The organism is Pseudomonas sp. YY-1, from assembly GCF_002843095.1.
GTDB lineage: Bacteria > Pseudomonadota > Gammaproteobacteria > Pseudomonadales > Pseudomonadaceae > Aquipseudomonas > Aquipseudomonas sediminis_A.
In genome coordinates, this window is the sequence record NZ_PJLX01000002.1 from 363,164 (window position 1) to 388,552 (window position 25,389).

Below are 25,389 nucleotides of genomic sequence, written 5' to 3' on the forward strand. Positions count from 1 at the left end.
GGCCTGTGCTCTGCGAAAAGGGGAAGCCATGCATATCATTCTGCTAAATAGCCGTCACGGTTCGGCGCGAACGATCAATCTGGACCTGCGCTGGTTGTTGCTGTCGGCGGTCCTGCTGCTGGTCCTGAGCCTGGGTGCCGGTGCAGCAATGGGCGCCAAGTGGTTGACCGCCGAGCCGGTGGTCGACACCTCGCTGGCCGAAGCGCTCGATCTGCAGCGTGAACAGGTTGGCGTGGTACGCCAGGACGCACAACGTCAGCTCGACGCCTTTGCCGTGCATGTCGCGGAACTGCAGGCGCGCCTCACGCGGCTCGATGCTCTGGGCGAGCGCCTGACCGAATTGGCGGAGCTGGACGCAGGCGAGTTCGATTTTTCTCTCAGTGTCGGGCAGGGCGGCGCGGAAGATGCGCTGGGCGCTTCGGCCTATGCACCGCCACCTTTCATGAGTGCGCTTGACAGTCTGGCGCTGCGAGTGGAAAGCCGCGAGCAGCAGTTGGAAGTGCTGGAGCAACTGCTTGGCGAGCGTCGCCTGAGTGAAGCTGAAACACTTTCTGGTCGCCCGGTTTTGCAAGGTTATGTGTCGTCGCCTTTCGGGCGTCGCGTGCACCCGCTGACCGGTCGCGTGAGTGTCCACAAGGGTGTCGACTTCGCCTCCAAACCGGGGAGCGATGTGGTGTCGGTGGCGGCGGGTATCGTCACCTTCTCCGGCAAGAAGAACGGTTATGGCAACGTGGTTGAGATCAGTCACGCCGATGGCTACGTCACTCTCTATGCCCACAACCAGAGCAATACTGTGCAGATCGGTGATCTGGTGCAGCGCGGCGAGACCATCGCCAAGGTCGGCCGTAGTGGTCGCTCCACCGGTTATCACGTGCATTTCGAAGTCAGCAAGGATGGCCGACAGGTCAATCCTGCCCTTTATATCGCGCGCGCCAACGGCGTCGAGTGAGTCGGGGCAACAGGCTGACCTTGAATTGCCAGCATTCATCCCCATATAAAGTTTCACGCCGCGCCCCTGGCTGACCGGGGATGCGTGGCCTGCGCCATTATGCGGCAGCAACGGGCTGACAACGTCACTTTCCTCCCTGAGTTTTCCGGGTAGAATGCCCCCTTCGCCCGCAGCCATGCTGGCTGCCAGGTCGCGATTTGCGCCGACCTCCATCCATTCGCCGGAAGATCCTGTCGATATGTTTGCGCCTCTGTTTAAAAAACTTTTCGGAAGCAAGAATGAGCGTGAAGTCAAGCGCTTGGTCAAGGCGGTGCAGTCCGTCAACGTCCTCGAAGAGCAGATGATTGCCCTGTCGGACGAGCAACTGCGTAGCAAGACCGAAGAGTTCAAGGGCCGACTGGCTCAGGGCGAAACCCTCGACAAGCTGCTTCCCGAAGCCTTCGCTGTGGCCCGTGAGGCCGGTAAGCGAGTGATGGGCATGCGCCACTTCGATGTGCAGCTGATCGGCGGCATGGCCCTGCATGAAGGCAAGATTGCCGAGATGCGTACCGGTGAGGGCAAGACCCTGGTAGGTACCCTGGCGGTCTACCTCAACGCGCTGTCCGGCAAGGGCGTGCACGTGGTCACGGTCAACGAATACCTGGCCCGCCGCGACGCCAACTGGATGCGTCCGCTGTATGAATTCCTGGGCTTGTCGGTGGGCATCGTTACCCCCTTCCAGCCGCCGGAAGAGAAGCGTGCTGCTTACGCCGCCGACATCACCTATGGCACCAACAACGAATTCGGTTTCGACTACCTGCGTGACAACATGGCCTTCAGCCTGGAAGACAAATTCCAGCGCGAGCTGAATTTCGCCGTGATCGACGAAGTCGACTCCATTCTCATCGACGAAGCCCGTACCCCGCTGATCATCTCTGGTCAGGCTGAAGACAGCTCCAAGCTGTACATCGAGATCAACAAGCTGATCCCGCGCCTCAAGCAGCACATCGAGGAAGAGGAAGGCGTGGTGACTCAGGAAGGTCACTACAAGGTCGACGAGAAAACCCGCCAGGTCGAGCTCAACGAGGCTGGTCACCAGTATGTCGAAGAGATGCTTACCGCGGCCGGCCTGCTGGCTGAAGGCGAGAGCCTCTATTCCGCGCACAACCTTGGCTTGCTGACCCATGTTTACGCCGGCCTGCGTGCGCACAAGCTGTTCAACCGCAACGTCGAGTACATCGTGCAGAACGGTCAGGTGATCCTGATCGACGAGCACACCGGTCGTACCATGGCCGGTCGTCGCCTCTCCGAGGGCCTGCACCAGGCCATCGAGGCGAAGGAAGGGGTGAACATCCAGGCCGAGAGCCAGACTCTGGCCTCGACCACCTTCCAGAACTACTTCCGCCTTTACAACAAGCTGTCCGGCATGACCGGTACCGCCGATACCGAGGCCTTCGAGTTCCGTCAGATCTACGGTCTGGACGTGATGGTCATCCCGACCAACAAGCCGATTGCGCGTAAGGACTTCAACGACCTGGTTTATCTGACCCAGGAAGAGAAGTACCAGGCGATCATCGCCGACATCAAGGATTGCCAGGCCCAGGGCCGGCCGATCCTGGTCGGTACCGCCACCATCGAGACCTCCGAGTACGTCAGTCAGTTGCTGAATCAGGCAGGCATCGAGCACAAGGTCCTCAACGCCAAGTTCCACGACAAGGAAGCCGAGATCATCGCCCAGGCCGGTCGTCCGGGCGCACTGACCATTGCCACCAACATGGCGGGTCGTGGTACCGACATTCTTCTCGGCGGTAACTGGGAAGTGGAAGTGGCAGCGCTGGAAAACCCCACCGACGAGCAGATCGCGCAGATCAAGAGCGAGTGGCAGAAGCGTCACCAGCAAGTGATCGAAGCCGGCGGCCTGCATGTGATCGCCTCCGAGCGCCACGAATCGCGTCGTATCGACAACCAGTTGCGTGGTCGTGCCGGTCGTCAGGGTGACCCGGGCTCCAGCCGCTTCTACCTGTCGCTGGAAGACAACCTGATGCGTATCTTCGCCTCGGATCGGGTGAAAAATTTCATGAAGGCCCTCGGCATGCAGTCCGGCGAGGCCATCGAGCACCGCATGGTCACCAACGCCATCGAGAAGGCCCAGCGCAAGGTCGAGGGGCGTAACTTCGACATGCGTAAGCAACTGCTCGAATTCGACGACGTGGCCAACGAGCAGCGCAAGGTGATCTACCACATGCGCAACAGCCTGCTGGCTGCCGAGAGCGTTGGCGACACCATCGCCGAGTTCCGCGAGGAAGTGCTGACCACCGCAGTCAACAACCATATTCCGCCGCAGTCGATGCCGGAGCAGTGGGACGTCGCCGGTCTGGAGTCCACCCTGCAGAGCGATTTTGGCATCAAGCTGCCGATCCAGCAGTGGCTGGATGAAGACGACAAACTGTATGAAGAAACCCTGCGTGAGCGCATCCTTGCCGAGCTGCTGAGCGCATACAACGAGAAGGAAACCCAGGCCAGCGCCGAGGCTTTGCGTACCTTCGAGAAACAGATTCTGCTGCGCGTACTGGACGATCTGTGGAAAGACCACCTGTCGACCATGGATCACCTGCGTCACGGGATTCACCTGCGTGGCTACGCGCAGAAGAACCCCAAGCAGGAATACAAGCGCGAGTCCTTCGCCCTGTTCCAGGAGCTGTTGGAGTCGATCAAGCGCGACGCCATCCGCGTGCTCAGCCACGTTCAGGTGCGTCGCGAAGATCCGGCCGAAGAAGAAGCTCGTCTGCGCCGCGAAGCCGAAGCCATGGCCGAGCGTATGCAGTTCCAGCACGCCGATGCCTCGGCGCTGGCCGCTGAAGAGAACGATGGCGGAGAAGGCGACGTTGCCATGGCCGCCGCTCCGGTACGTGCCGAGCAGAAGGTTGGCCGTAACGAGCCGTGCCCTTGCGGTTCGGGTAAGAAGTACAAGCACTGCCACGGTCAGATCGGCTGATCGGACCGCTTGCAGTGGCGGGCGCTTCGGCTATGCTGCCAGCGCCCTGACAACGCCGCGAACGGCCCAGCCGCTCGCGGCGTTTTACCATCTCATTCGGTCGCCGACGCGATCACCCTATATCTGAAGGAGCGCATCTCATGGCTGTTGGTCTTGGCCCGCTGTCTACCCTGCACCCGGTTCCTGGTTTCGAGCTGGGTATCGCCTCGGCCGGCATCAAGCGTCCAGGGCGCAAGGATGTGGTGGTGATGCGCTGTGCCGAAGGTTCGCGTATCGCCGGGGTGACCACCACCAACGCCTTTTGCGCGGCCCCTGTGCTGATCACGCGCGAGCGTCTGGGCGGCGAAGTGCGTTACCTGCTGACCAATACCGGCAATGCCAACGCTGGTACCGGCGCCGATGGCCTGGCCCGTGCGCGTCGCTCCTGTGTGCGCCTGGCTGAGCTGACCGGTGTTGCCGAAAGCGCCGTGCTGCCATTCTCCACCGGTGTGATCGGCGAGCCGCTGCCGGTCGAGAAGATCGAGTCCGCGTTGCAGGCCGCGCTGGATGACCTCAAGGCTGACAACTGGGAAGCTGCCGCCACCGGCATCATGACCACCGACACCCTGCCCAAGGGCGCCAGCCGTCAGTTCCAGCACGATGGCGTGACCATCACCGTGACCGGCATTTCCAAGGGCGCCGGCATGATCCGCCCGAACATGGCCACCATGCTTGGCTACATCGCCACCGACGCCAAGGTCGCGCAGGGCGTGCTGCAGGATCTGGTGCGCGATGCGGCGAACAAGTCGTTCAACCGCATCACCATCGACGGTGACACCTCCACCAACGACTGCTGCATGCTGATCGCCACCGGCCAGGCCGCACTGCCTGAGATCAGCGACGCCTCCGGTGAGCTGTTCGCCAAGCTCAAGCAGGCTGTGTTCGAAGTGTTCATGGAAGTGGCGCAGGCCATCGTCCGTGACGGTGAAGGCGCGACCAAGTTCGTTACCGTGCAGGTCAACGGCGGTGGCACTCATCAGGAGTGCCTGGACGTGGCTTATGCCGTGGCTCATTCGCCGCTGATCAAGACCGCGCTGTTCGCCTCCGACCCCAACTGGGGGCGTATCCTCGCGGCTGTCGGCTATGCCGGTGTGCCACAGCTGGACGTGAGCAAGATCGATGTATTCCTCGGTGAGGTCTGCATCGCCAGCAAGGGTTGCCGTGCGGCCACCTACACCGAAGAGCAGGGCGCGGCGGTGATGGCACGTGAGGAGATCACCATCCGCATCGAGCTGGGTCGCGGCAGCTGCAGCGAGACCATCTGGACCACCGACCTGTCCCACGAGTACGTCAAGATCAACGCCGAATACCGCACCTGATCAGTCCCGGCCGTCCATTATTCCCGCGCCTCATGACCCCATGACGCGCGGGAATTTGCTATTCGGGGGGCGGGCTTTTAACGTCGAGCGACTTCGGGTATTCCCAGGAACGTAGGCGAGGACACGCAAGATGGCACTGCAACTGGTGATTGGCGACAAGAACTATTCCTCCTGGTCTCTGCGTGCGGCGCTGGCGGTCGATCTGGCCGGTGCCGACTGCGAAGAGCTGCGGGTGCGTTTGTTTCAGCCAGACAGTCGCGCACAACTGTTGCGCTATTCGCCCACCGGCAAGGTGCCGGTTCTGCTGATCGAGCAAGGGGCGGTGTGGGACTCCCTGGCGATTGCCGAGTACCTGGCCGAGTGTTATCCAGAAGCGCAGTTGTGGCCGCTGGAGCGGCAGGCTCGCGCGCTGGCGCGCAGTATCTGTGCGGAGATGCACAGCGGCTTCACGGCGCTGCGCAGTCATCTGCCGATGGACCTGGCGCGGGACAAGGCGCTGGCCGAACTGCCTGACGAGGCGCAGGCCGATATCGATCGTATCTGCGCGATCTGGGCTGGCTGCCGTGAGCGTTACGCCAGTACCGGCAACTATCTGTTCGGCCAGGCCAGCATCGCCGATGCCTTCTACGCGCCGGTCGCCGCGCGACTGCGCAGCTATCGTGTGGCGCTACCGACAGCGGCAGCGGCCTATGTCGAAACCATCTATCGTTGGCCGGCGTTCCAACGCTGGTATCAGGCAGCATTGCAGGAGGTGAAGGGGTGAAGCGTGTTCATGTCGCCGCAGCGGTGATTCGGGGTGTCGATGGACGCATCCTGATTGCCAAGCGCCCGCAGGATAAGCACCAGGGTGGTCTGTGGGAGTTTCCCGGCGGCAAGGTGGAAGAGGGCGAGGCAGTGCGCGTCGCCCTCGACCGCGAGTTGCAGGAAGAGCTGGGCATCCGTCCGCAAGCGGCGCGTGCGCTGATTCAGATTCGCCACGATTACCCGGACAAGCAGGTGTTGCTGGACGTCTGGGAAGTCTCGACCTTCAGCGGTGAGCCGCATGGCGCAGAAGGCCAGCCGCTGGCCTGGGTCAGCGAGCGGCAACTGCTGGAGTACGAGTTTCCCGCTGCCAACAAGCCCATCGTCGCCGCCGCGCGCCTGCCAGATCGTTACCTGATCACCCCGGACGGCCTGGAACCGAGCGAGCTGCTGGCCGGCATCCGCAGTGCCCTGGCGCAGGGTGTCCGGTTGATCCAGCTGCGTGCGCCGAACATGTTCGACCCGCAGTACCGCGACCTGGCAGTCGACGTGCAGGGCCTGTGCGCCGGCAAGGCGCAGCTGATGCTCAAGGGGCCGCTGGAGTGGCTGGGCGACTTTCCGGCGGCAGGCTGGCACCTGACTGCCGAGCAGTTGCGCAAGCATGCCGCTGGCGGCCGGCCTTTCCCGGAGCATCGCTGGCTGGCAGCGTCCTGCCACAATGCCGAGGAGCTGGCGTTGTCAGCGCAGATGGGTGTGGATTTCGTCACCTTGTCGCCGCTGCAGGCGACCGCAACGCATCCCGAAGCGCTGCCGCTGGGTTGGGAGGCAGCAAGCGAGATGCTGACCCATTTCAACCTGCCGGCTTACCTTTTGGGCGGTGTCGGCCCGGCCGATATCGAGCGCGCCTGGCAGATTGGCGCCCAGGGCGTTGCGGGCATCCGCGCATTCTGGCCGGCCAATGGGGTGTAGGAGCGAGCTCTGCTCGCGAACATTGGAGAGGATTAAGAAGCTTCGCGAGCAGAGCTCGCTCCTACGGTCTATACCTGAGGTGGCATGCAAACAGGAGGCAGGGAATGCCCCATTACCATACGTCTCATCTGCGAAACGGTCGCTTTTCTGAGCCTGGCCGCATCTATGCGATTACAGCCGTTACCCACTGTCGAAAAGCTTTGTTTCACGACTTTTTCGTGGGGCGGCTTCTGATCGACGAATTACGCCTCGCTGAGGCGCAAGGCCTCGTCACCTCGTTGTGTTGGGTTGTTATGCCGGATCACTTTCACTGGTTGTTTCAACTAGGACAGTGCGACTTGGAGAGGTTATTGCGGCAGGTAAAGTCGCGTAGTGCCAAGGCAATCAACCAACGCTTGCAGCGGAGCGGTAGGGTCTGGCAATCCGGCTACCACGACCGGGCTTTACGCCGAGAGGATGACGTACGTGATTTCGCTCGGTATATCGTCGCCAACCCTTTGCGGGCCGGTTTGGTAAAGCAACTCGCCGATTATCCGTTGTGGGACGCCGTATTTCTGTAGGAGCGAGCTCTGCTCGCGAACATCGGCGAGTCTAAGAAGCTTCGTGATTAGAGAACTAGGAGTCCCCCTCGCTCCTACCCTCCGTCTACATGTGAGGTCGCGATTTACGGCTTGTCTGCAGCTTTCCACAGAACTTCGGCAATGCCCTGGCGCTTGGCGATCAGGCGGGCGGCGACGAACAGCAGGTCGGAGAGGCGATTGACGTAGGCCAGGCCCTCGGCGCGTAGCGGCTCGACGGCATTGAGGTGTTGGCAGCGGCGCTCACTGCTGCGTGCGAGGCTGCGGCACACGTGGGCCTGGGCGATCAGCCTCGAGCCGCCAGGCAGGATGAAGTTCTCAAGAGGCCCGACCTCTTCGTTCCAGCTGTCGATGGCGGCCTCCAGGCGCTGCACTTCCCCCTGTTGCAGTGCCTGATACTCGGGCATCGCCAGTTCGCCACCGAGGTCGAACAGGCGGTGCTGGCAGGAGCTCAGCACTTCGCTGATTTCCTTGAGCCCTGGCCAGGTCGTGGCTGCCTCGTCGAGTTCGGCGAGTAGCAGGCCGAGCTGACTGTTGAGTGTGTCCAGCTCGCCGATGGCCTCGATACGTGGGTGGTCCTTGCCGACCCGGCGGCCGTTGGCGAGACCGGTTTCACCCTTGTCGCCGGTGCGGGTATAGATCTTCGAGAGGCGAAAGCCCATGGCTCAGAGTCCTGTTTGGGCGGGCAGCGAGGCGAGCGGCAGGCGCAGGGTGAAACAGGTGCCCTGGCCTGGCGTGGAGTGCACCTCCATCTGCCCTTTGTGATTGTTGGTGATGATGAAGTAGGAGACAGCCAGACCGAGCCCGGTGCCCTGACCGACCTCCTTGGTGGTGAAGAAAGGCTCGAAGATGCGCTTGCGTACCGCCTCGCTCATGCCGGTGCCGTTGTCTTCCACCTGTACTTCTGCCCAGCTGCCGACCTGCCTCGTGCGCAGGGTGATGCGGCCGGATTCTACACCCTCATCGCGCTGGTGAATTGCCTGGGCAGCGTTCTTCAGCAGGTTCAACAGTACCTGCTCGAGCTCGTTGGCGGTGCCTGCCACCGGGCCTAGCAACGGGTCGAACTGACGCACGATCTCCAGGGTCTTGAAGTCGAAGCTGTCGGTCAGATCGAAGTCATTGCCGGCGATCTCCAGGGCCTGATCGATCAGTGCCGGCAGATCGCAAGGTGAAAGCTGGCGGTCGCTACGGCGGCTGAAACTGAGCATGTGGCTGACGATCTTGGCCGCGCGCTGGCCGGCCTGCTGGATGCCGTCGAGCAGGCGTGGAACCTCGCGCGCCTCCATGTAATGCTCAATCGCAGGCAAGCTGACGCCGGCCTGTTCGGCCTGTTCTACGTTCTTCTCCAGGCCCGGCGACAGGCGTCGACGAATGTTCTGCACGTTATGCAGGATGGCGCCAAGCGGATTGTTGATTTCATGTGCCATCCCAGCCGCCAGGCCGCCGACCGAGAGCATCTTCTCCGACTGCACCATCATTTCCTCCAGGGCCAGGCGCTGGGTGATGTCGTCGATGCGGATCACCACGCCTCGGCCGGCGCCGCCCATCAGCGGGTAAAAGGTCAGGGCGTAGTGGTGAGGCTCTTCGTCCTTGTGCCAGGTTACGCGCTCGATCTTCTCCACGCGATGTTGCTCGGCGGTGCGCTTGAGCTGCGCGAGAAAGGGTTTCAGCGGCGGGAAGGCGAGAAACACCGGCTGGTTCAGCGCTTCTTCCAGGCGCGTACCTGACAGGGCGCTGGCTTCCTGATTCCACTGCGTCACGTAGAGCTGTTCGTCGAGGGCGATCAGCGCCGAGGGCATGGAGTCGATGATGCTGTTGAGGTAGTTCTGAAAACCGGTGAGCTTCTTCTCGATCTTGCTGCGCACCTGCACTTCCAGCTCCAGCTTGCGGTTGGAGTGACGGGTTTCCTCGGCCAGGCTCTGTGCCTGATCGAAGGCCTGCTGGGCGTCGTCGCGAGCACGTTTGAGCTGCTGTTCGCGAGCTTCCATGCGCATCAGCATGGTATTGAACGCATCGGCCAGGCTGCCGATTTCATCCTGGTTGCCGCGATTGGCGCGCAGCGCATAGTTCTCTTCGCGGGTGACCTGGCGTGAGAGCTCCTCCAGGCGGCGAATGGGCTTGGTCACCAGGCGTTTGATCTGCCTGGCTACCAGCATCCACAGCAACACGCTGAACGCCAGAATCACCAGGCTGGCTGTCAGCGTTCCGGTATAGAACGCGCCAGGCAATTCGCTGGAAGCCACCAGCAGCAGGGCTCCGGGATGACCGCTGGGATGCGGCAGGTCGACCAGCAGGTTGGTGCGAAAGGCCGTTTCGCGCCAATGTGGCAGCTGGCTGAGCTCTTGCGGCAGCTGCAATTTTTCGCCGCGCTGCAGTTGCGCCAGGCTGTCGCCGTTGCTGTCGTAGATCACCGCGGCACGCAGTGGCGCGTATTCATCCAGGCGCTTGAGCAGGGCCTGGGCCGAGGCTGGTGAGTTCAGTGCCTCTTTGCTGAGCGTCGGGCTGGCGATGAGCCGACCGAGGGTGTGCAGAGCCTGCGGCGCCATGCTCTCCTGGGTGATCCAGTAGGCTGCGCTGATGAAGGCCAGGTTGGCCACCAGCATCACTGCGGCGAGCAATACCAGCAGCGCGGCAAGCAGTTTGCGGCCTACTGGCAGATTTTCGAGGCGCTGACGCAGTCTCATGAGGGTATCGTTGTGGCGGGTGAAGACGGCAGGTTAGCGCGCCAGGGCAGTCATTGCCACGGCCAGGGCCGCTAGCTCAGGGGCAAGCCGCGTTCGTCGAGATGCCTGAGCAGGCGCTGTTGCAGGTGTTGCAGGTGCGGCACATGCAGTTGATGACGCTGCGCGGCGGCGCAGGCATAGCCAAGTAGGTAGCTGATTTCGGTACGACGTCCCTGCGCTACGTCCTGGTGCATGGACGAGTAGTTCGCCGCGGTGGCGAGGATCACGCGCTGGACTTCCTCATGCAGATTCTCCGCCGCCGCCGGTTGGCCGCAGCGCTGCAGCAATTCGCCGAGCTCGGCGCACAGGGTGGCAACTTCGGCCGGATGGTCGCTCAGGCCTCCATTGCGGCAGTCGTGCAATACGCTGAGCGGGTTGATTGCGCAGTTCAGCGCCAGCTTGCGCCACAGACGCGTGAGGATATCCGGGCTCCACTGGTGAGCGATGCCCGCGTGCTGCAGCTCGTCCAGCCAGGCTGGCGGCTGGGGATTGTTCGGGTCGCCCAGCCAGTTGTAGCCATTGCCGGCGAACACCACCTGAAAGTCGGCAGGGCGAAAGGCCCCTTCGGTGCTGGAGACGAACAGGCAGCGCTGTCTGGGTAGGCGTTGGGCGACTTCATCCTGGCTGCCCAGGCCGTTCTGCAACAGCAGCAGCTCGGCGCCCGGGGCCAGACGCTCGGCGATGGTCGCCACCGCGCTTTGCGCGTCATAGGCCTTGCACGCCAGCAGCAGGCGATGGATGGGCGCGTCGGCCTGTGGCAACTCCGCGGCAATGGCGTACTGCTGGGCCTGGCCTGCTTCGATCAGAGTCAGGCCGCCGGCCTGCTGGTAGGCCGCGAGGCGTTGCGGGTTGCGCAGAATCAACCTGACCGGCAGGCCGGCACGGGCCAGGCGTGTGGCCCAAAGGCTGCCGAGGCTACCGGCGCCGAGGATGTGCCAGGTCACGGCAGAGGCAGGCGCATGGCTGCGACCCGGCCGCTGACGTAAGACTCTGGCAGCAGATTTTGCGCATGCTGAATCAGTTGTTCCGGGGTGGTGGGTAGCGCCTTGGCGTCCAGGCCGACCAGGCTGATGCCGGCTTTCAGCGTAATGAACCCTTCGCTGGTCTTGAAGGCCTTGAAGTTGAGCCCTTCATGCAGGCGCTTGAAGCTGCTGGGCGAGCACTCGTGCAGGTCTTCGAGCAGGGTGATCAGGCCGAAGTGGTTGTCATCCAGACGGGTCAGCACGTCCAGTGGTCTGACGAGCTGCTGCAGGCGTCGTGCGACGCCATGTAGCAGCTCATTGAAGAAACGGTCGCCGTATTGGCTGCGCAACTGACTGGCGTCCTGCAAGCCGATCAACAGGTAGCACACAGCGCCGCCACGCGATTCGATCTGACGCAGGCTGTCGGTGAGCTTCTGCTGCAGGTAGCGCGGGTTGCCCAGGCCGGTGAGCGGATCGACCAGGTTACGCCGCTCCAGGCTGGCGATGTTGTGCGTGAGCATGCGGTTTTCGTGTAGCAGGCGCTGCAAGGTGTTGCACAGGCGATCAGCGGCATACACACGGGGCACCAGCTGTTCGTTCATCGCCGCCTTGCTGATGAAGTCATCGACGCCGCGGTCGAAGGCTTCGCTCAAAACGTTTTCGCCTTCCTTGCCGGTCAGCAGGATGATGTAGGTGTAGTGATCGGCGGTTTCGTCCAGCTGGCGCACCCTGGCGGTCAGCTCCAGGCCGTCGATCTCGGGCATCAGCCAGTCGGCCAGCAGCACGCTGGCAGGGCGCTGCTCGAGCAACTGCAAGGCTTCGCTGGCGCTGCTGGCGAAGCGCACATCCTGATAGCCGGCCTGGCTCAGTGCACGGCCGATCATGGCGCTGGAGAACTTGGCGTCATCCACCACCAGGATGCTGAGATGGGGGTTGGGCATGTGGCTGGCTCGCAGACAGAGAGGAAGGACGCCAAACGGCGCGTATCAGTCTGGATATAATGGGCTCGCCATAGTTATCGTCAAGTCAGGCGCGCTCACTCCGTGAAGAGGATCGCGCCGTCCATCAGGAGCCCACTCATGCCTTCGTTCGACATCGTGTCTGAACTGGACAAACACGAACTGACCAATGCGGTCGACAATGCCATCAAGGAGCTCGACCGTCGGTTCGACCTGCGTGGCAAATGCAGTATCGAGAGCAAGGACAAGGCGCTGACCTTGACCGCCGAGGCCGAGTTCATGCTCGAGCAGATGCTCGACATCGTGCGCAGCAGCCTGATCAAGCGCAAGATCGACTGCCAGTGTATGGAAACCAAGGAACCCTACGCATCGGGCAAGGTGATGAAGCAGGAGGTCACTTTCCGCGAAGGCATCGACAAGGAACTGGCGAAGAAGATCGTCGCTCATATCAAGGACGCCAAGCTCAAAGTGCAGGCCGCCATCCAGGGTGAGCAGGTGCGCGTTACCGGCAAGAAGCGTGATGACCTGCAGGAAGCCATCGCGCTGCTGCGGGGTCACGAGTTCGGCATGCCGCTGCAGTACAACAACTTCCGCGATTGAACCTTTTTGGCGCCAAGGCGTCGCACCCTAGGCTGATAGCACTTTGACCGCCATGGCCTGCCATGGCGGTTTCGTTTCATGTACGGGAAAACAGGAGCACCCTATGGAGATGAACGTCGAGGAACTGGTGAAGATGTCCGAGGCCTGGCTGCCGGTGGTGCTGGAGTACAGCGGCAAGCTGACCCTGGCAGTGATCACGCTGCTGATCGGCTGGTGGCTGATCAGCCGGCTGACGTCGAGCATCGGGCGCATGCTTGAGGCGCGTAAGGTCGACCGCGCGCTGAGCAGCTTCATCGGCAGCCTGGTCAGTATCGTGCTGCGTATTCTCCTGCTGATCAGCGTGGCTTCGATGATCGGGGTAGAGACCACTTCGTTCATCGCCATGATCGGTGCCGCGGGTCTGGCCATCGGCCTGGCGTTGCAGGGCAGCCTGGCCAACTTCGCCGGTGGCGTGCTGATCATGCTGTTCCGTCCGTTTCGGGCTGGTGATTGGATCGAGGCACAGGGTGTCTCCGGTAGCGTCGACAGCATCCAGATCTTCCATACCACGCTGAAGACCGGCGATAACAAGGTCGTCATCGTGCCCAACGGCAGCCTGTCCAACGGCCACATCACCAACTACTCGCGTGAGCCGCGTCGGCGTGCCGATATCAATATCGGTATCGATTACTCCAGCGACATCAAAAAAGCGCGCGAGGTGCTGCTGGAAATCGCCCAGGACCCGCGCGTACATGTCGATCCTGCGCCGGTGGTGTTCGTGACCGGGCTGGGTGACAGTGCGGTGAACCTGTCGCTGCGTGTGTGGGTGGCTACCGGCGACTTCTGGCCGGTGACCTTCTCCTTTACCGAGCAGGCCAAGGAGCGTTTGACCGAGGCCGGCATCGGTATTCCGTTCCCGCAGCGGGTGGTGCATTTGGCCAAGGCCGAGTGAGGCGCGCTGAAATGAAAAAGCCCCGGTCGATCCGGGGTTTTTTTCTGTCTGCCAATCAGGCCTTGTCGAGCGCAGGTGGCGTCGCATCCGGCAGTGGCTGGCGCTTGTCACGACGCCACTGGACGATGATCAGCAGCAGTGTCGGTATACCCATCAGCGCTGTGGCCAGGAAGAAGTGGGCGTAGCCGAGGCTTTCCACCATCACGCCGGAATAGCCGCCGATCAGACGCGGCAGCAACAGCATGATGGAGCTGAGCAGGGCGTACTGGGTAGCGGAGAACTTCAGGTTGGTCAGACTCGACAGATAGGCCACGAACGCCGAGGTAGCCAGGCCGGCGCTGAAATTGTCGCAGCTGATGGTGACGATCAGCATGTTCAGGTGCGGACCCATGCCCACCAACAGCATGAACATCAAGTTGGTGGCCGCCGATGCGGCAGCACCGATCAGCAGAATCGGCATGATGCCGAAGCGCACGATCAACAGACCGCCGACACCGGCGCCGAGCAGGGTCATCACCAGGCCGAAAACCTTGCTGACGCTGGCAATCTGCTCCTTGGTGAAACCTTGGTCGATGTAGAAGACGTTGGCCATCACACCCATCACGGTATCGGACAGGCGATAGGTGGCGATCAGGCTGAGCAGCAGCAGCGCCTGCCAGCGGTAGCGCACGATGAAGTCGTTGATCGGTGTGAGCACCGGGGCCATGCCGCCCCAGAACAGGCTGGAGACCGACAGGCTGGTGAGCAGGGTATAGAGCAGCGCGCGCAGGAAGGCACGGTCGTAGTAGAGCAACTCCTGCAGGCTTATCTGGCCCTGGAACACTAGCATCAGGTCACTTTCGTAGAACTGGGTGACCATGGCCGGGATGGCGATCAGGAGAATGATCAGCAGCAGTACGGAAAGCAGCTGGTGGAAGAACCCATACCTTGCCGCAGCTGTTTTCAGTACCGGTGCCAGCCCGCCCCAGAACAGCCCGGATGCGCAGACGCAGGCCAGGGTGCTGTAGAGCAGCGCGCGCAGGAAGGCGCGGTCGTTGTAGAGCAGCTCGTGCATGCTGACGTCGCCGAGCAGCATGAGCATCAGATCGCTCTGATAGAACTGGATGAACATGGTCGGCACGGCGATGATCAGCACGATGACCGCGCTGATCGCCAGCAACTGGTGGAAAAAACCATGCTTGGGTGGCGCGACATTGATGTGCGCAGGTGCTGGCGGCTCGCGCATCCAGATGGAGGTGAGCAAGCCAGGCAGCATCAGCAGGGCGAAGACCATGTAGGTGCCGGTCCAGGCGCTGAATTGGTAGTCCTTGGCGGTCGAACCGAAGCCTTCGGCGAAATACAGCGCACCTGCGGTGGCCAGCAGCGCGGCAACCCGGTAGCCGGTCATGTAGGCGGCAGCCAGTGCAGCCTGATGCTCGTCGCCGAGAATTTCCAGGCGATAGGCATCGATGGCGATGTCCTGAGTGGCCGAGGCGAAGGCCACCAGCACGGCGAGTGCGATCAGCGAGGACAGGTGCGTCTGCGGATCGTAATAGGCCATGCCGATCAGACCGATGGCAACCAGCGCCTGTGACAGCACCAGCCAGGAGCGGCGCCGGCCAAGTTTGCCTAGCAGCGGCAGGCGCCACTGGTCGAGCATTGGCGCCCACACCCATTTGAAGGCATAGGCCAGGCCGATCAGGCTGGCGAAACCGATGGTTTCGCGCGCTACTCCGGCTTCGCGCAGCCATACCGAAAGGGTCGAGAACACCAGCATGTAGGGCAGGCCGGCGGCGAAGCCCAGAAGCAGCAGAGCCAGGGTGGCGGGGTTGGCGTAGGTCGCGAGGGCTTCTCGCCAGGATTTGCGTGGCATCAGGCTCGAATCTGGGCAGGGGGGAGTCTTGGTAGGGCGCACTCTAACTGCTGTGCTCCATCGGGCGCCAGCCGTGGCGACGTATATCCACACGTTCGTTCAGGATGCTGATGCCCTCCGCGCGCAGACGTGCCCGTTGTTCGGCACCGGAAGGGCTGCCGGCGGCCAGGCTGAGACGCCCGCCTGCGGCAATAACCCGGTGCCAGGGGAGTGTGGTGCCATCCGGCAACTGGCTTAGCGTGCGGCCGACCCAGCGCGCGGCGCGGCCCAGGCCGGCCAGCTGCGCCAGTTCGCCATAGCTGACGACCTTGCCCTCAGGCACCTGTGCCAATACCAGATACAGCGCCTCGCGACGCGCTTCCACGCTTGCCGGTGGTGGTGTCGGCCATGCAGACTCTGGCGGTTTCGTCTTGCCCATAGGGTTCGTCCTTATCATGCGCGTACTAATCGCCTTATTCCTTTTTACCCTGGCAGCCCCGCTCTGGGCCGATACCGTCTGGCTGGACAACGGTGATCGCCTCAGCGGTGAAATCATTCTGCTCGATGGCGGCAAGTTGGCGCTCAAGACCAAATACGCCGGCCAGGTGCTGATCGACTGGAAGGATATCGATACCCTCAGCTCGGACAAACCCCTGCTGGTGCGCCGCAGCGGTTTCGACAACGAACGTAGCGAAAGGTTGGCAGCCGCAGGTAGCGGCATGGTGCGGGTTGAGGGCGAGCGCGAGTACACCCTGCCGCTGGCGCAGATCAAGCGCCTGGTGCCGCCGCGGCCACTGCTGGAGGATCGTCTCTGGGAGGGCAACCTCGACGCCAAGCTGGACATGAAGCGCAATCAGAACGACGTCGACGAGTGGAAGCTCAAGGGCAATACCCGTGTCGAGCATGGGCGCTGGCGCCATGTGCTCAGTGGCGAGCTGGAGCGTGAGACCAAGAACGACAGGAAGGTCGAGGACAACTGGGAGCTGGAGTACGACCTTGACCGCTTTCTCACCGAGCATTGGTTCTGGCGGGTGGGTGTAGAGCAGGCCGAGGATGAGTTCGAAACCATCGACCGTCAGCGCATCATCGGCACTGGCCCAGGTTATCGTTTCTGGGATGACGAGCTGGGGCGTTTCGACCTGATCGGCCAGTTCAACCGCGTGCGTCTGGAGTCGGATGTGGCCGACCTGGCGTTCAACACCACCTCACTGGAACTGGATTACAAGCGCCTGCTGTGGGGCACTCGCCTGGAGTTCTACGCCAACGCCGAACTGCAGATCCCGCATATCGATACGATCGACTACGTGCTCGATAGTGAGTTCGGCTTGCGCTATCGACTCAACCAATGGGCACGCCTGTCGCTGCTTTATGAGCTGGACCAACTGCGCGCGCAGGGCCAGACCGTGTCGGATCGGCATTACCTGATCGGTGTTGGCGTCGGTTGGTGATGCCTGCCGTTGGATCGCCGCCCGACGGAACGCCGCCCGACGGAAAAAGCTGAACTCTGCGTATCCTGGTCGGTCAGCTGTTGCTCTGGCGCCGGGGTTGCGGATAATGCCCGGCTTTCGTCCACCAACGCCATTGCCCAACTTATGTCGCGCTCTACATCGCTGTCCCTGCTAGGCCTGAGCATCGCTCTGTGCAGTTCCGCCGCCTTCGCCGATACCGTCTGGCTGAAGAACGGAGACCGTCTCTCCGGCACCATCCGCTTCTTCGACGGCAGCAAATTGCTGCTGGAGACCGACTATGGCGGCTCCATTCCGCTGGACTGGAAGAAAATCGCCACCCTGGAAAGTGATCACGAGCTGCTGGTCAAGCTCGGCCCGGTGGATGGCGAGCGCGCCAAGTCGCTGCTGGCTGCCGAGCCTGGCAAGGTGACCCTGGCCAATGGCGAAGCGCCGAAGACCATCGAGCTGACGCAGATCGAGCAGATCATGAAGCCCAAACCGCTGGTGGAGGATTTCACCTGGAAGGGCAACGTCGACCTCGGTCTCGACTACAAGCGCGGCGAGCGCGACTCCGACGACTACGACGTCGATATCAAGACTCAGGCCCGTCATGGACGTTGGCGGCACAACGCGATTGCCGACTACAACCGCGAGCTGAAGAACGACGTCGTCAGTACCGACAACTGGAGCGCCGAATATGCGCTCGACCGCTTCCTCACGGAAAAGTGGTTCTGGCAGGGGCGCTTCGAGTACAAGCGCGACCGCATCGAGGAAGTGGAGCGTCAGCGCACCCTCGGTACCGGTCCCGGTTACCAGTTCTGGGATGACGAGCTGGGCGCGTTCTCCATCGCCACCCTGGCCAACCGCAGCGATTACCGCTACAGCAACGGTGAGCAGGACCGTTTCTACGCGATGAGCGTGAAGTGGGACTACAACCGCTATCTGATCGGCAAGACCGTCGAGCTGTTCACTGTCGGTGAGATCGGTCGTCCGCTCAGTGGCGCGGCGGACTACAGCCTCGATGCGGAAGTCGGCCTGCGTTACAAGGTGACCGACTGGGCGTCGCTGAACATGAAGGCCGAGAAAGATATCGTCAGTGGTGCCGAGGGCGATCTGAACGAAACCCGCTACACCCTGGGGTTCGGCGTCGGCTGGTAAGCCGGTAACAACAAAAAGCCCGCGATCATCGCGGGCTTTTTGTTGGGCTGCGGAATCAGGCTTCTTCCGCGTCCCGCTTCTTCCAGCCGGCGCCACCTGGCAGCACCAGGTTGAGCAGCAGCGCGCTGATGGCGCACAGGGAAATCCCCGACAGGGCGAATTCCTTGCCGCCGATGACCATGCCGCCGATGCCGAATACCAGGGTCACCGAAACGATGATCAGGTTGCGGGCTTCGGAAAGGTCGACCTGGTGGCGAATCAGGGTGTTGAGGCCGACTACGGCGATGGAGCCGAACAGCAGGCAGAGAATGCCGCCCATTACCGGTACCGGAATACTCTGCAGGGCCACGCCGAACTTGCCGATGAAGGCCAGGGCGATGGCGAATACCGCAGCCCAGGTCATGATCTTCGGGTTGTAGCTCTTGGTCAGCATCACCGCACCGGTGACTTCGGCGTAGGTGGTGTTGGGTGGGCCACCGAACAGGCCGGCTGCCGAAGTGGCCAGGCCGTCGCCGAGCAGGGTGCGATGCAGGCCCGGCTTCTTGACGAAGTTCTTGCCGGTGACGTTACCGATCGCCACCACGCCGCCGATGTGCTCGATGGCTGGCGCCAGCGCTACCGGCACCATGTACAGAATGGCGCCCCAGTGCAGTTCCGGGGTGACGAAGGCGGGTACGGCGAGCCAGGCGGCTTGTTCAACGGCGCTGGTGTCGATCACCCCGAGCACTGCAGCGATGGCGCAGCCGACCGCGATGCCGGCGAGGATCGGTACCAAGCGGAAGATGCCGCGGCCCAGCACGGCCACCAGCAGGGTGGTGATCAGCGCGGGCATCGAAATCATCATCGCCGTGCTGTAAGGCACCAGCTCGATGCTGCCGTCACCGGCCTTGCCCATGGCCATGTTCACCGCCACCGGCGAGAGCGCCAGACCGATGGAAATGATCACTGGGGCGATCACCACCGGCGGCAGCAGGCGGTCGATAAAGCTGGGGCCGCGCAGTTTGACCAGCGCCGAGAGCAGGATGTAGACCAGGCCGGCGGCGATCACGCCGCCCATCACGGCGGGTAGGCCGAATTCGCCCTTGGCTGCCAGAATCGGTGCGATGAAGGCGAAGCTGGAGGCGAGGAACACCGGGACCTGACGTTTGGTCACCAGTTGGAACAGCAGCGTGCCGATACCTGCGGTAAATAGTGCGACGTTAGGGTCCATGCCGGTGATCAGCGGCATCAGCACCAAGGCGCCGAAGGCCACGAACAACATCTGCGCACCGGAGATACCCTGGCGCCATAGCGGATCGTTGAATTCCGTCTGCGACATGTCAGGCGTCCTTCTGCTTGGTGCCGAAGATCTTGTCACCGGCATCACCCAGGCCGGGGATGATGTAGCCATGCTCGTTCAGGCACTGATCGATGGAGGCGGTGAAGATGGTCACGTCCGGGTGGGCCTTCTCGACAGCCTTGATGCCTTCTGGCGCGGCGACCAGGACCATGGCGCGAATGTCCTTGCAGCCAGCTTTTTTCAGCAGGTCGATGGTGGCGACCATCGAACCACCGGTGGCCAGCATCGGGTCGATGATCAGCGCCAGGCGTGAGTCGATTTCCGGCGCCAGCTTTTCCAGGTAAGTGTGCGCTTCCAGGGTTTCCTCGTTGCGCGCGACGCCCACGGCGCTGACCTTGGCGCCGGGGATCAGGCTGAGCACACCGTCAAGCATGCCGATGCCGGCGCGCAGGATGGGCACCACGGTGATTTTCTTGCCGGCGATCTTCTCCACCTGCACGGTGCCCGCCCAGCCTTCGATGTCGTAGGTTTCCAGCGGCAGGTCGTTGGTGGCCTCATAAGTCAGCAGGGCGCCCACTTCCTGGGCCAGCTCACGGAAATTCTTGGTGCTGATATCGGCGCGGCGCATCAGGCCGATCTTGTGACGTATCAGCGGGTGGCGGATCTCGCGAGTGGGCATGGGCTGGGATCTCCAACGGGGCTCTGGGAAAAATCGCGTTAGATTAAAGCATTGCTCATGCCAAGTGGTGGGTGACTGATAAGTCACGATACCCTGCGCTGTGCGTCGGCTACGCTGGTCAGGCGATACTTGGCAAGCGCTGCACGGGTCTGTACCTTTGTCCGCTTTTATTTGACGGCTCGATCAGCTTTCAGGCTGTTCGCCGCCATTCATCAGTCCGATCAAGAGAGAGCACACCATGTCCGCCGATCTCGCGCACATTCGCCAAATCATGGCGGAAGCCGACTGCCTGTTCACCGAAGCCGAGGTTGAAGCGGCCATCGACAAGGTCGCCAGCCAGATCAATGCCGAGCTGGCCGAGTGCAATCCGGTGGTGTTCTGCGTGATGAACGGCGGCCTGATCTTCTCCGGCAAGCTGTTGACCAAGCTGAACTTCCCGCTCGAGGCGTCCTACCTGCACGCCACGCGTTATCGCAATGAGACCAGCGGGGGCGAGCTGTTCTGGAAGGCCAAGCCGGAAGTCTCGTTCATCGACCGTGATGTGCTGATCATCGACGACATCCTCGACGAAGGGCACACCCTGGGCGCGATCATCGATTTCTGCCGCCATGCCGGCGCGCGTGCCGTGCACACCGCGGTGCTGATCGACAAGGAGCACGAGCGTAAGGCGCGCCCGGACCTGAAGGCCAACTATGTCGGCTTGCAGTGCATAGACCGTTACATCTTCGGTTACGGCATGGACTACAAGGGCTACTGGCGCAACGCCGCAGGCATTTTCGCGGTCAAGGGGCTGTAAGCGCTTGTAGCGCGTAGGGTGCGCTGCGCGCACCTGCTTTCCTCGGTGCGCAGGGCGAACCTATTCGGCTAGCGGTTTTGGCGCTCTGTCATCCAGCCAGCGCAAGGCTTTCTCCCGCGCTTGTGGCAGATCGTGCACGTAGGCCAGCTGCCCGCCGCGCCGGTGAATACCGGCGTGGCGCAGTTGCAGCCGTACCTGCGCGGTGGGGCCGCTGAGGATCAGCGCCACACCCTGCTGGCGGTAGTCGCGCAGCACGTTGTCCAGCGCGGCAATGGCCGTCATGTCCAGTAGCGGCACGGCGCTGATGTCGACGATGACTATCTTCACCCCCGGCGTGAAACGCCGCAGCACGCTCAACGCCTTTTCTGCCGCGCCAAAGAACAGCGGGCCGCGAATGGCGTAAGCCAGCACGTGCTCGGGCAGATCCAGCAAGGCCTGACGTTGCTGTCGGCTCAGCGCTGCGGTGTCGGTCAGCTCGCTCATGCGCTTGATGAACAGCCCTGCCGCCAATAGCAGGCCGACGCCGACAGCCAGCACCATGTCGAACAGCACCGTCAGCACCAGGCAGGTCAGCAGTACCAGCACATCACTGCGTGGGGCGATGCGCAGGGTGTGGACGACGTGGTGGGGCTCGCTCATGTTCCACGCCACCATCAGCAGCAGCGCTGCCAGGGCGGCCATGGGCAGATAGCTGAACAGGGGCGCGAGCAACAGAATTGCCGCTAGCACCACGCCCGCGTGAATCAATGCTGCCAGCGGTGAAAAGGCGCCGGCGCGGACGTTGGCAGCGGTGCGGGCGATGGCAGCGGTAGCGGTGATGCCGCCAAAGAACGGCGCGGCCAGGTTGCCGAGGCCCTGGCCGATCAGTTCGGCGTTGGGGTCATGTTTGCTGCCGGTCATGCCGTCGGCCACTACCGCGCACAGCAGTGACTCGATGGCGCCGAGCATGGCGATGGCGAATGCCGGCGCCAGCAGTTGGCGGATCAGTTCGAATGAAAGCACCAGCGGCTGGCCGTCGGCGCCCGGCAGGTTCCAGGGTAACGCCAGGTCCGGCAGGAAGGGCGGGATGCCGGGATATTCGATACCGTCGAGCTGATAGTTGAAGCGCTCGCCCAATGTCGCCACGGGCAGCCCCAGGCGCTCCAGGGCCAGTGCCAGCAATGCGCCAATCGCCAGGGCGACCAGGTGTGCAGGAATCTTCGGTATCAGGCGTGGCCAGATCAGCAGTGTCGCCAGGCACGCGGCGCCCACCAGGCTGTCGCCGAGTTGCAGGCTGGGTAGGGCACGGATCAGCAGATTTACCTGCTCCAGAAGATGCTGGGGTGTGCCGGCCAGGTGCAGGCCGAACAGGTCCTTGACCTGCAGAACGGCAATGACGATGCCGATGCCGGCGGTAAAGCCCAGTGTTACCGGATAGGGCACGAATTCGATCAGGCGTCCGGCGCGTAGCAGCCCCAGGGTGATCAGGATCACGCCAGCCATCAGCGTACACAGCAGCAAGCCGCCGAGGCCGTACTGCTGAGTGATCGGCAGCAGGATCACCACAAAGGCGGCGGTGGGGCCGGAAATATTGAAGCGCGAGCCGCCGCACAGGGCGATCAGCGGTGCGGCGATAAGCACGGTATAAAGGCCGTGCTGCGGCGCCACACCCACAGCGATGGCCAGCGCCATGGCCAGTGGAATGGCAATGATGCCCACCGTCAGCCCGGCGCTCAGGTCGCCGCGCAAGGCCTTCCAGGAGTAGCCCGCGCGCAGGGTCTGGCGCCAGGCGGCGAACAGCGGCAACGATAGACGTGACATGCTGGCTCCCTAATGGCTTGGCGCATTATAGGAGCCAGTTCGTCGGGTGCGGCATGACCTAGGTCGGCTGTTGTGTCGATTGATCGCGTGTTAGCCTGCCCGGCTGCGCGTTGAGCCGCGCGCGGCTCGGCGGTACACTGCCGGCCCTCTGTAATGCTGGCGGGAGCGGGCGATGCGTAAAGACAAGAAGCAGGTGATTGGCGAAGAAATCAGCGACGACTCGATCAAGCTGTTCCTTGCGGTGGAACCAGCGGACGCCACGCCGCCTTCGCTGCACAAGCTGGTCAAGGCTTATCGCGGTCTGCGTATCGATGACTTCGAGCGTTTCGTGGGTTTCTTCGTCGCTGAAGGCTACGATCTCTCGGCCACCGATGCACAGGGCAATGATTTCATCGCGCTGATTCAGGATCAGCGCAATGCCGAGCCTTACATCGAAGTGATCAAGGCTGCTCGCGGCTGATCTTTGCTGTTTTCGAGAAATGCCCGCATTCCGCAAGGAGGCGGGCATTTTTCATGGCTGCACGGCTGCAAACTTGAATTTAGGGCAATAAAAAACCGGCCACCAGGGCCGGTTTTTCAAGAACCTGTCGCGATTAAGCGGCAGCAGCTTCGCCCAGCGCCTTGATGTGCGCATTCAGGCGGCTCTTGTGACGAGCGGCTTTGTTCTTGTGGATGATGCCTTTGTCAGCCATGCGGTCGATGACCGGAACAGCTGCAGTGTAAGCGGTCTTGGCAAGCTCGAGATCTTTGGCAGCAATAGCCTTGACTACGTTCTTGATGTAAGTACGAACCATCGAGCGCAGGCTGGCGTTATGGCTACGGCGCTTCTCAGCCTGTTTGGCGCGTTTTTTGGCAGAAGGTGAGTTGGCCACCGTCAAGCTCCTCGAAAACTGGGGGGTTACGACAAATAAGGCCGCGAATCATGCCGATCCATCTGCCTGCTGTCAAGTCTGATGACGCTTTCCTGTGCTGGCCTGACCAGTGGTGGCTCGCTACACTCGACGCCTTCGTTGGGCGGCGGATTGTCCGCTACTGCACCTCTTTATGGAAGCCGAAATACCCCATGAATCTCCTCAAGTCCCTGGCTGCCGTCAGTTCACTGACCATGGTTTCGCGCGTGCTGGGGTTCGTGCGCGACACCATCATCGCCCGCACCTTCGGGGCCGGAGTGGCGTCGGACGCCTTCGTGGTGGCCTTCAAGCTGCCCAACCTGCTGCGCCGTATTTTTGCCGAAGGGGCGTTCTCTCAAGCCTTCGTACCGATTCTGGCCGAGTACAAGATGCAGCAGGGCGAGGAGGCTGCGCGTACCTTCATTGCCTATGTATCAGGGTTGCTGACCTTGGTGCTGGCGCTGGTCACGGCCATCGGCGTGCTCGCAGCGCCCTGGATCGTCTGGGCCACGGCGCCGGGTTTTGCCGATGAGGCCGAGCGCTTCGAGCTGACCGTCGATCTGCTGCGGGTGACCTTTCCTTATATATTGCTGATTTCCCTGTCATCGCTGGCGGGCGCCATTCTCAACACCTGGAACCGTTTTTCGGTGCCGGCGTTCGTGCCGACGCTGCTCAACGTCAGCATGATCGTTTTCGCGTTGTTTCTGACGCCTTATTTCGACCCGCCGATCATGGCGCTGGGTTGGGCGGTGCTGGTCGGCGGTCTGGCCCAACTGCTCTGGCAACTGCCGCACCTTAAAAAGATCGGCATGCTGGTGCTGCCGCGCCTGAGTTTCGGTGATCTGGGCGTCTGGCGCGTGCTCAAGCAGATGGGGCCGGCGATCTTCGGTGTCTCGGTGAGCCAGATTTCGCTGATCATCAACACGATATTTGCCTCCTTCCTGGTGGCTGGCTCGGTGTCCTGGATGTATTACGCCGACCGCCTGATGGAGCTGCCCTCAGGTGTGCTGGGCGTGGCGCTGGGCACCATCTTGCTGCCGGCACTCTCCAAAACCTACGCCAGCAAGAATCGCGACGAGTACCGTCGTCTGCTCGATTGGGGGCTGCGTCTTTGCTTTCTGTTGGTACTGCCCTGCACGTTGGCACTGGCGATTCTCGCCGAGCCGCTGGTGGTGTCGCTATTCCAGTACGGCAAGTTCGGTGTAGAGGATGCGCTGATGACCCAGCGGGCGCTGGTGGCCTACTCGGTCGGCCTGCTGGCGTTGATTCTGATCAAGATTCTCGCGCCAGGCTTTTATGCCCAGCAGAACATCAAGACGCCGGTGCGCATTGCCATCATCAGCCTACTGGCCACCCAGGTGATGAATGCGCTGTTCGTGTTTGGCCTGGAGATGGCGCACGTCGGCCTGGCGCTGGCGATCAGCCTGGCTGCCTGCCTGAATGCCGGCCTGTTGTACTGGCAACTGCGCCGTGCCGATATCTTCCAGCCGCTGCCGGGCTGGGGACTGTTCCTGTTCAAACTGGTGGTGGCGGTGACGGTAATGGTCGCTGTGCTGCTGGGGCTGCTGCAGGTCATGCCAGCCTGGGCAGAAGGGGAGATGCTCGTGCGCCTGTTGCGTCTCGGTGCGCTGGTGGCCGCTGGGCTGATTGCCTACTTCGGCATGCTGCTCATATTGGGCTTCCGTCCGCGTGATTTTGCCCGGCGGGCGTTGTAGCGGTTTCCCCCATCGCGATGCCTGTTGTGCATTGCGTGCTGTGCGTATA

The 25,389-nt window shown here is 62.2% G+C and carries 22 protein-coding genes and 1 pseudogene; 13 read left to right on the forward strand and 10 right to left on the reverse strand.

Features of this window, described 5'->3' with window-relative positions; translation table 11 throughout:
* The first annotated feature begins 28 nt into the window (after positions 1 to 28).
* From CXP40_RS04425 to CXP40_RS04450, 6 genes are all read left to right on the forward strand, one after another.
* Positions 29 to 949 carry a M23 family metallopeptidase gene (locus CXP40_RS04425; RefSeq protein WP_106732782.1) on the forward strand — a complete coding sequence of 307 codons (921 nt, stop codon included), beginning with the start codon at positions 29 to 31 and terminating at the stop codon, positions 947 to 949.
* A gap of 238 nt (positions 950 to 1,187) precedes the next feature.
* Complete coding sequence (secA, locus tag CXP40_RS04430) at positions 1,188 to 3,923, forward strand: preprotein translocase subunit SecA (RefSeq protein WP_106732783.1); 2,736 nt, start codon at positions 1,188 to 1,190, stop codon at positions 3,921 to 3,923.
* A 140-nt stretch (positions 3,924 to 4,063) separates the two neighbouring features.
* Positions 4,064 to 5,281, forward strand: a complete 1,218-nt coding sequence (argJ, locus tag CXP40_RS04435; RefSeq protein ID WP_099522440.1) for a bifunctional glutamate N-acetyltransferase/amino-acid acetyltransferase ArgJ — start codon at positions 4,064 to 4,066, stop codon at positions 5,279 to 5,281.
* 130 nt (positions 5,282 to 5,411) lie between these two features.
* Positions 5,412 to 6,044, forward strand: coding sequence for a glutathione S-transferase family protein (locus CXP40_RS04440; RefSeq protein WP_106732784.1), 633 nt, complete (start codon positions 5,412 to 5,414; stop codon positions 6,042 to 6,044).
* Entirely contained in the window at positions 6,041 to 6,991 is a 951-nt protein-coding gene (locus CXP40_RS04445) for a Nudix family hydrolase (RefSeq protein WP_106732785.1), read from the forward strand. Before CXP40_RS04440 ends, CXP40_RS04445 begins: the two co-directional genes overlap by 4 nt.
* 104 nt (positions 6,992 to 7,095) lie before the next feature.
* Positions 7,096 to 7,551 carry a transposase gene (locus CXP40_RS04450; RefSeq protein ID WP_106732786.1) on the forward strand — a complete coding sequence of 152 codons (456 nt, stop codon included), beginning with the start codon at positions 7,096 to 7,098 and terminating at the stop codon, positions 7,549 to 7,551.
* 104 nt (positions 7,552 to 7,655) lie between these two features.
* On the opposite strand, the gene CXP40_RS04455 is transcribed toward CXP40_RS04450, so the two are convergent.
* The 4 genes and pseudogenes from CXP40_RS04455 to CXP40_RS04470 all read right to left on the reverse strand — a co-directional run.
* Complete coding sequence (locus tag CXP40_RS04455; protein WP_106732787.1) at positions 7,656 to 8,231, reverse strand: cob(I)yrinic acid a,c-diamide adenosyltransferase; 576 nt, start codon at positions 8,229 to 8,231, stop codon at positions 7,656 to 7,658.
* Positions 8,232 to 8,234: 3 nt separating this feature from the next.
* The gene (locus CXP40_RS04460) at positions 8,235 to 10,253 is read right to left on the reverse strand and encodes an ATP-binding protein (protein WP_106732788.1); all 2,019 of its coding nucleotides are present in this window, start codon (positions 10,251 to 10,253) and stop codon (positions 8,235 to 8,237) included.
* Positions 10,254 to 10,324: 71 nt separating this feature from the next.
* On the reverse strand, positions 10,325 to 11,236 hold the full coding sequence (locus tag CXP40_RS04465; protein WP_106732789.1) for a putative 2-dehydropantoate 2-reductase: 912 nt from the start codon (positions 11,234 to 11,236) through the stop codon (positions 10,325 to 10,327).
* Positions 11,233 to 12,198 (reverse strand): annotated as a pseudogene (locus CXP40_RS04470) (response regulator); the annotation flags it as partial. The pseudogene CXP40_RS04470 and the gene CXP40_RS04465, both read right to left, overlap by 4 nt.
* Positions 12,199 to 12,333: 135 nt before the next feature.
* On the opposite strand from CXP40_RS04470, the gene CXP40_RS04475 reads away from it, so the two are divergent.
* Both CXP40_RS04475 and CXP40_RS04480 read left to right on the forward strand, forming a co-directional pair.
* Entirely contained in the window at positions 12,334 to 12,813 is a 480-nt protein-coding gene (locus tag CXP40_RS04475; protein WP_017678988.1) for a YajQ family cyclic di-GMP-binding protein, read from the forward strand.
* 103 nt (positions 12,814 to 12,916) lie between these two features.
* The gene (locus CXP40_RS04480) at positions 12,917 to 13,744 is read left to right on the forward strand and encodes a mechanosensitive ion channel family protein (protein ID WP_106732790.1); all 828 of its coding nucleotides are present in this window, start codon (positions 12,917 to 12,919) and stop codon (positions 13,742 to 13,744) included.
* 55 nt (positions 13,745 to 13,799) lie between these two features.
* Here CXP40_RS04480 and CXP40_RS04485 read toward each other — a convergent pair whose 3' ends face one another.
* Positions 13,800 to 15,596: an AmpG family muropeptide MFS transporter gene (locus CXP40_RS04485; protein ID WP_106732791.1), complete on the reverse strand. Its 1,797-nt coding sequence runs from the start codon at positions 15,594 to 15,596 to the stop codon at positions 13,800 to 13,802.
* A gap of 43 nt (positions 15,597 to 15,639) precedes the next feature.
* The gene (locus CXP40_RS04490) at positions 15,640 to 16,014 is read right to left on the reverse strand and encodes an MGMT family protein (RefSeq protein WP_106732792.1); all 375 of its coding nucleotides are present in this window, start codon (positions 16,012 to 16,014) and stop codon (positions 15,640 to 15,642) included.
* Positions 16,015 to 16,030: 16 nt separating this feature from the next.
* Between CXP40_RS04490 and CXP40_RS04495 the strand changes: the two genes are divergently transcribed.
* Together CXP40_RS04495 and CXP40_RS04500 are read left to right on the forward strand one after the other, a co-directional pair.
* The gene (locus CXP40_RS04495; protein ID WP_106732793.1) at positions 16,031 to 17,023 is read left to right on the forward strand and encodes a DUF481 domain-containing protein; all 993 of its coding nucleotides are present in this window, start codon (positions 16,031 to 16,033) and stop codon (positions 17,021 to 17,023) included.
* A gap of 144 nt (positions 17,024 to 17,167) precedes the next feature.
* Positions 17,168 to 18,181 carry a DUF481 domain-containing protein gene (locus tag CXP40_RS04500; RefSeq protein ID WP_106732794.1) on the forward strand — a complete coding sequence of 338 codons (1,014 nt, stop codon included), beginning with the start codon at positions 17,168 to 17,170 and terminating at the stop codon, positions 18,179 to 18,181.
* A 55-nt stretch (positions 18,182 to 18,236) separates the two neighbouring features.
* Here CXP40_RS04500 and CXP40_RS04505 read toward each other — a convergent pair whose 3' ends face one another.
* On the reverse strand, positions 18,237 to 19,499 hold the full coding sequence (locus tag CXP40_RS04505) for a uracil-xanthine permease family protein (protein ID WP_106732795.1): 1,263 nt from the start codon (positions 19,497 to 19,499) through the stop codon (positions 18,237 to 18,239).
* 1 nt (position 19,500) lies between these two features.
* On the reverse strand, positions 19,501 to 20,139 hold the full coding sequence (gene upp / locus CXP40_RS04510) for a uracil phosphoribosyltransferase (RefSeq protein WP_106732796.1): 639 nt from the start codon (positions 20,137 to 20,139) through the stop codon (positions 19,501 to 19,503).
* Positions 20,140 to 20,377: 238 nt separating this feature from the next.
* Here upp and CXP40_RS04515 point away from each other — a divergent pair, with 238 nt between their 5' ends.
* Positions 20,378 to 20,935 carry a hypoxanthine-guanine phosphoribosyltransferase gene (locus tag CXP40_RS04515; RefSeq protein WP_106732797.1) on the forward strand — a complete coding sequence of 186 codons (558 nt, stop codon included), beginning with the start codon at positions 20,378 to 20,380 and terminating at the stop codon, positions 20,933 to 20,935.
* Between the two features lie 60 nt (positions 20,936 to 20,995).
* On the opposite strand, the gene dauA is transcribed toward CXP40_RS04515, so the two are convergent.
* Positions 20,996 to 22,735, reverse strand: a complete 1,740-nt coding sequence (gene dauA / locus CXP40_RS04520) for a C4-dicarboxylic acid transporter DauA (RefSeq protein ID WP_106732798.1) — start codon at positions 22,733 to 22,735, stop codon at positions 20,996 to 20,998.
* 172 nt (positions 22,736 to 22,907) lie between these two features.
* Between dauA and CXP40_RS04525 the strand changes: the two genes are divergently transcribed.
* Positions 22,908 to 23,195 carry a PA4642 family protein gene (locus CXP40_RS04525; RefSeq protein WP_092380120.1) on the forward strand — a complete coding sequence of 96 codons (288 nt, stop codon included), beginning with the start codon at positions 22,908 to 22,910 and terminating at the stop codon, positions 23,193 to 23,195.
* Between the two features lie 133 nt (positions 23,196 to 23,328).
* Here the strand turns inward: CXP40_RS04525 and rpsT are convergent, their stop codons facing one another.
* Complete coding sequence (gene rpsT, locus CXP40_RS04530; protein WP_003243036.1) at positions 23,329 to 23,607, reverse strand: 30S ribosomal protein S20; 279 nt, start codon at positions 23,605 to 23,607, stop codon at positions 23,329 to 23,331.
* A 191-nt stretch (positions 23,608 to 23,798) separates the two neighbouring features.
* Here rpsT and murJ point away from each other — a divergent pair, with 191 nt between their 5' ends.
* Complete coding sequence (gene murJ / locus CXP40_RS04535) at positions 23,799 to 25,340, forward strand: murein biosynthesis integral membrane protein MurJ (RefSeq protein ID WP_106732799.1); 1,542 nt, start codon at positions 23,799 to 23,801, stop codon at positions 25,338 to 25,340.
* The last annotated feature ends 49 nt before the right edge of the window (positions 25,341 to 25,389 follow it).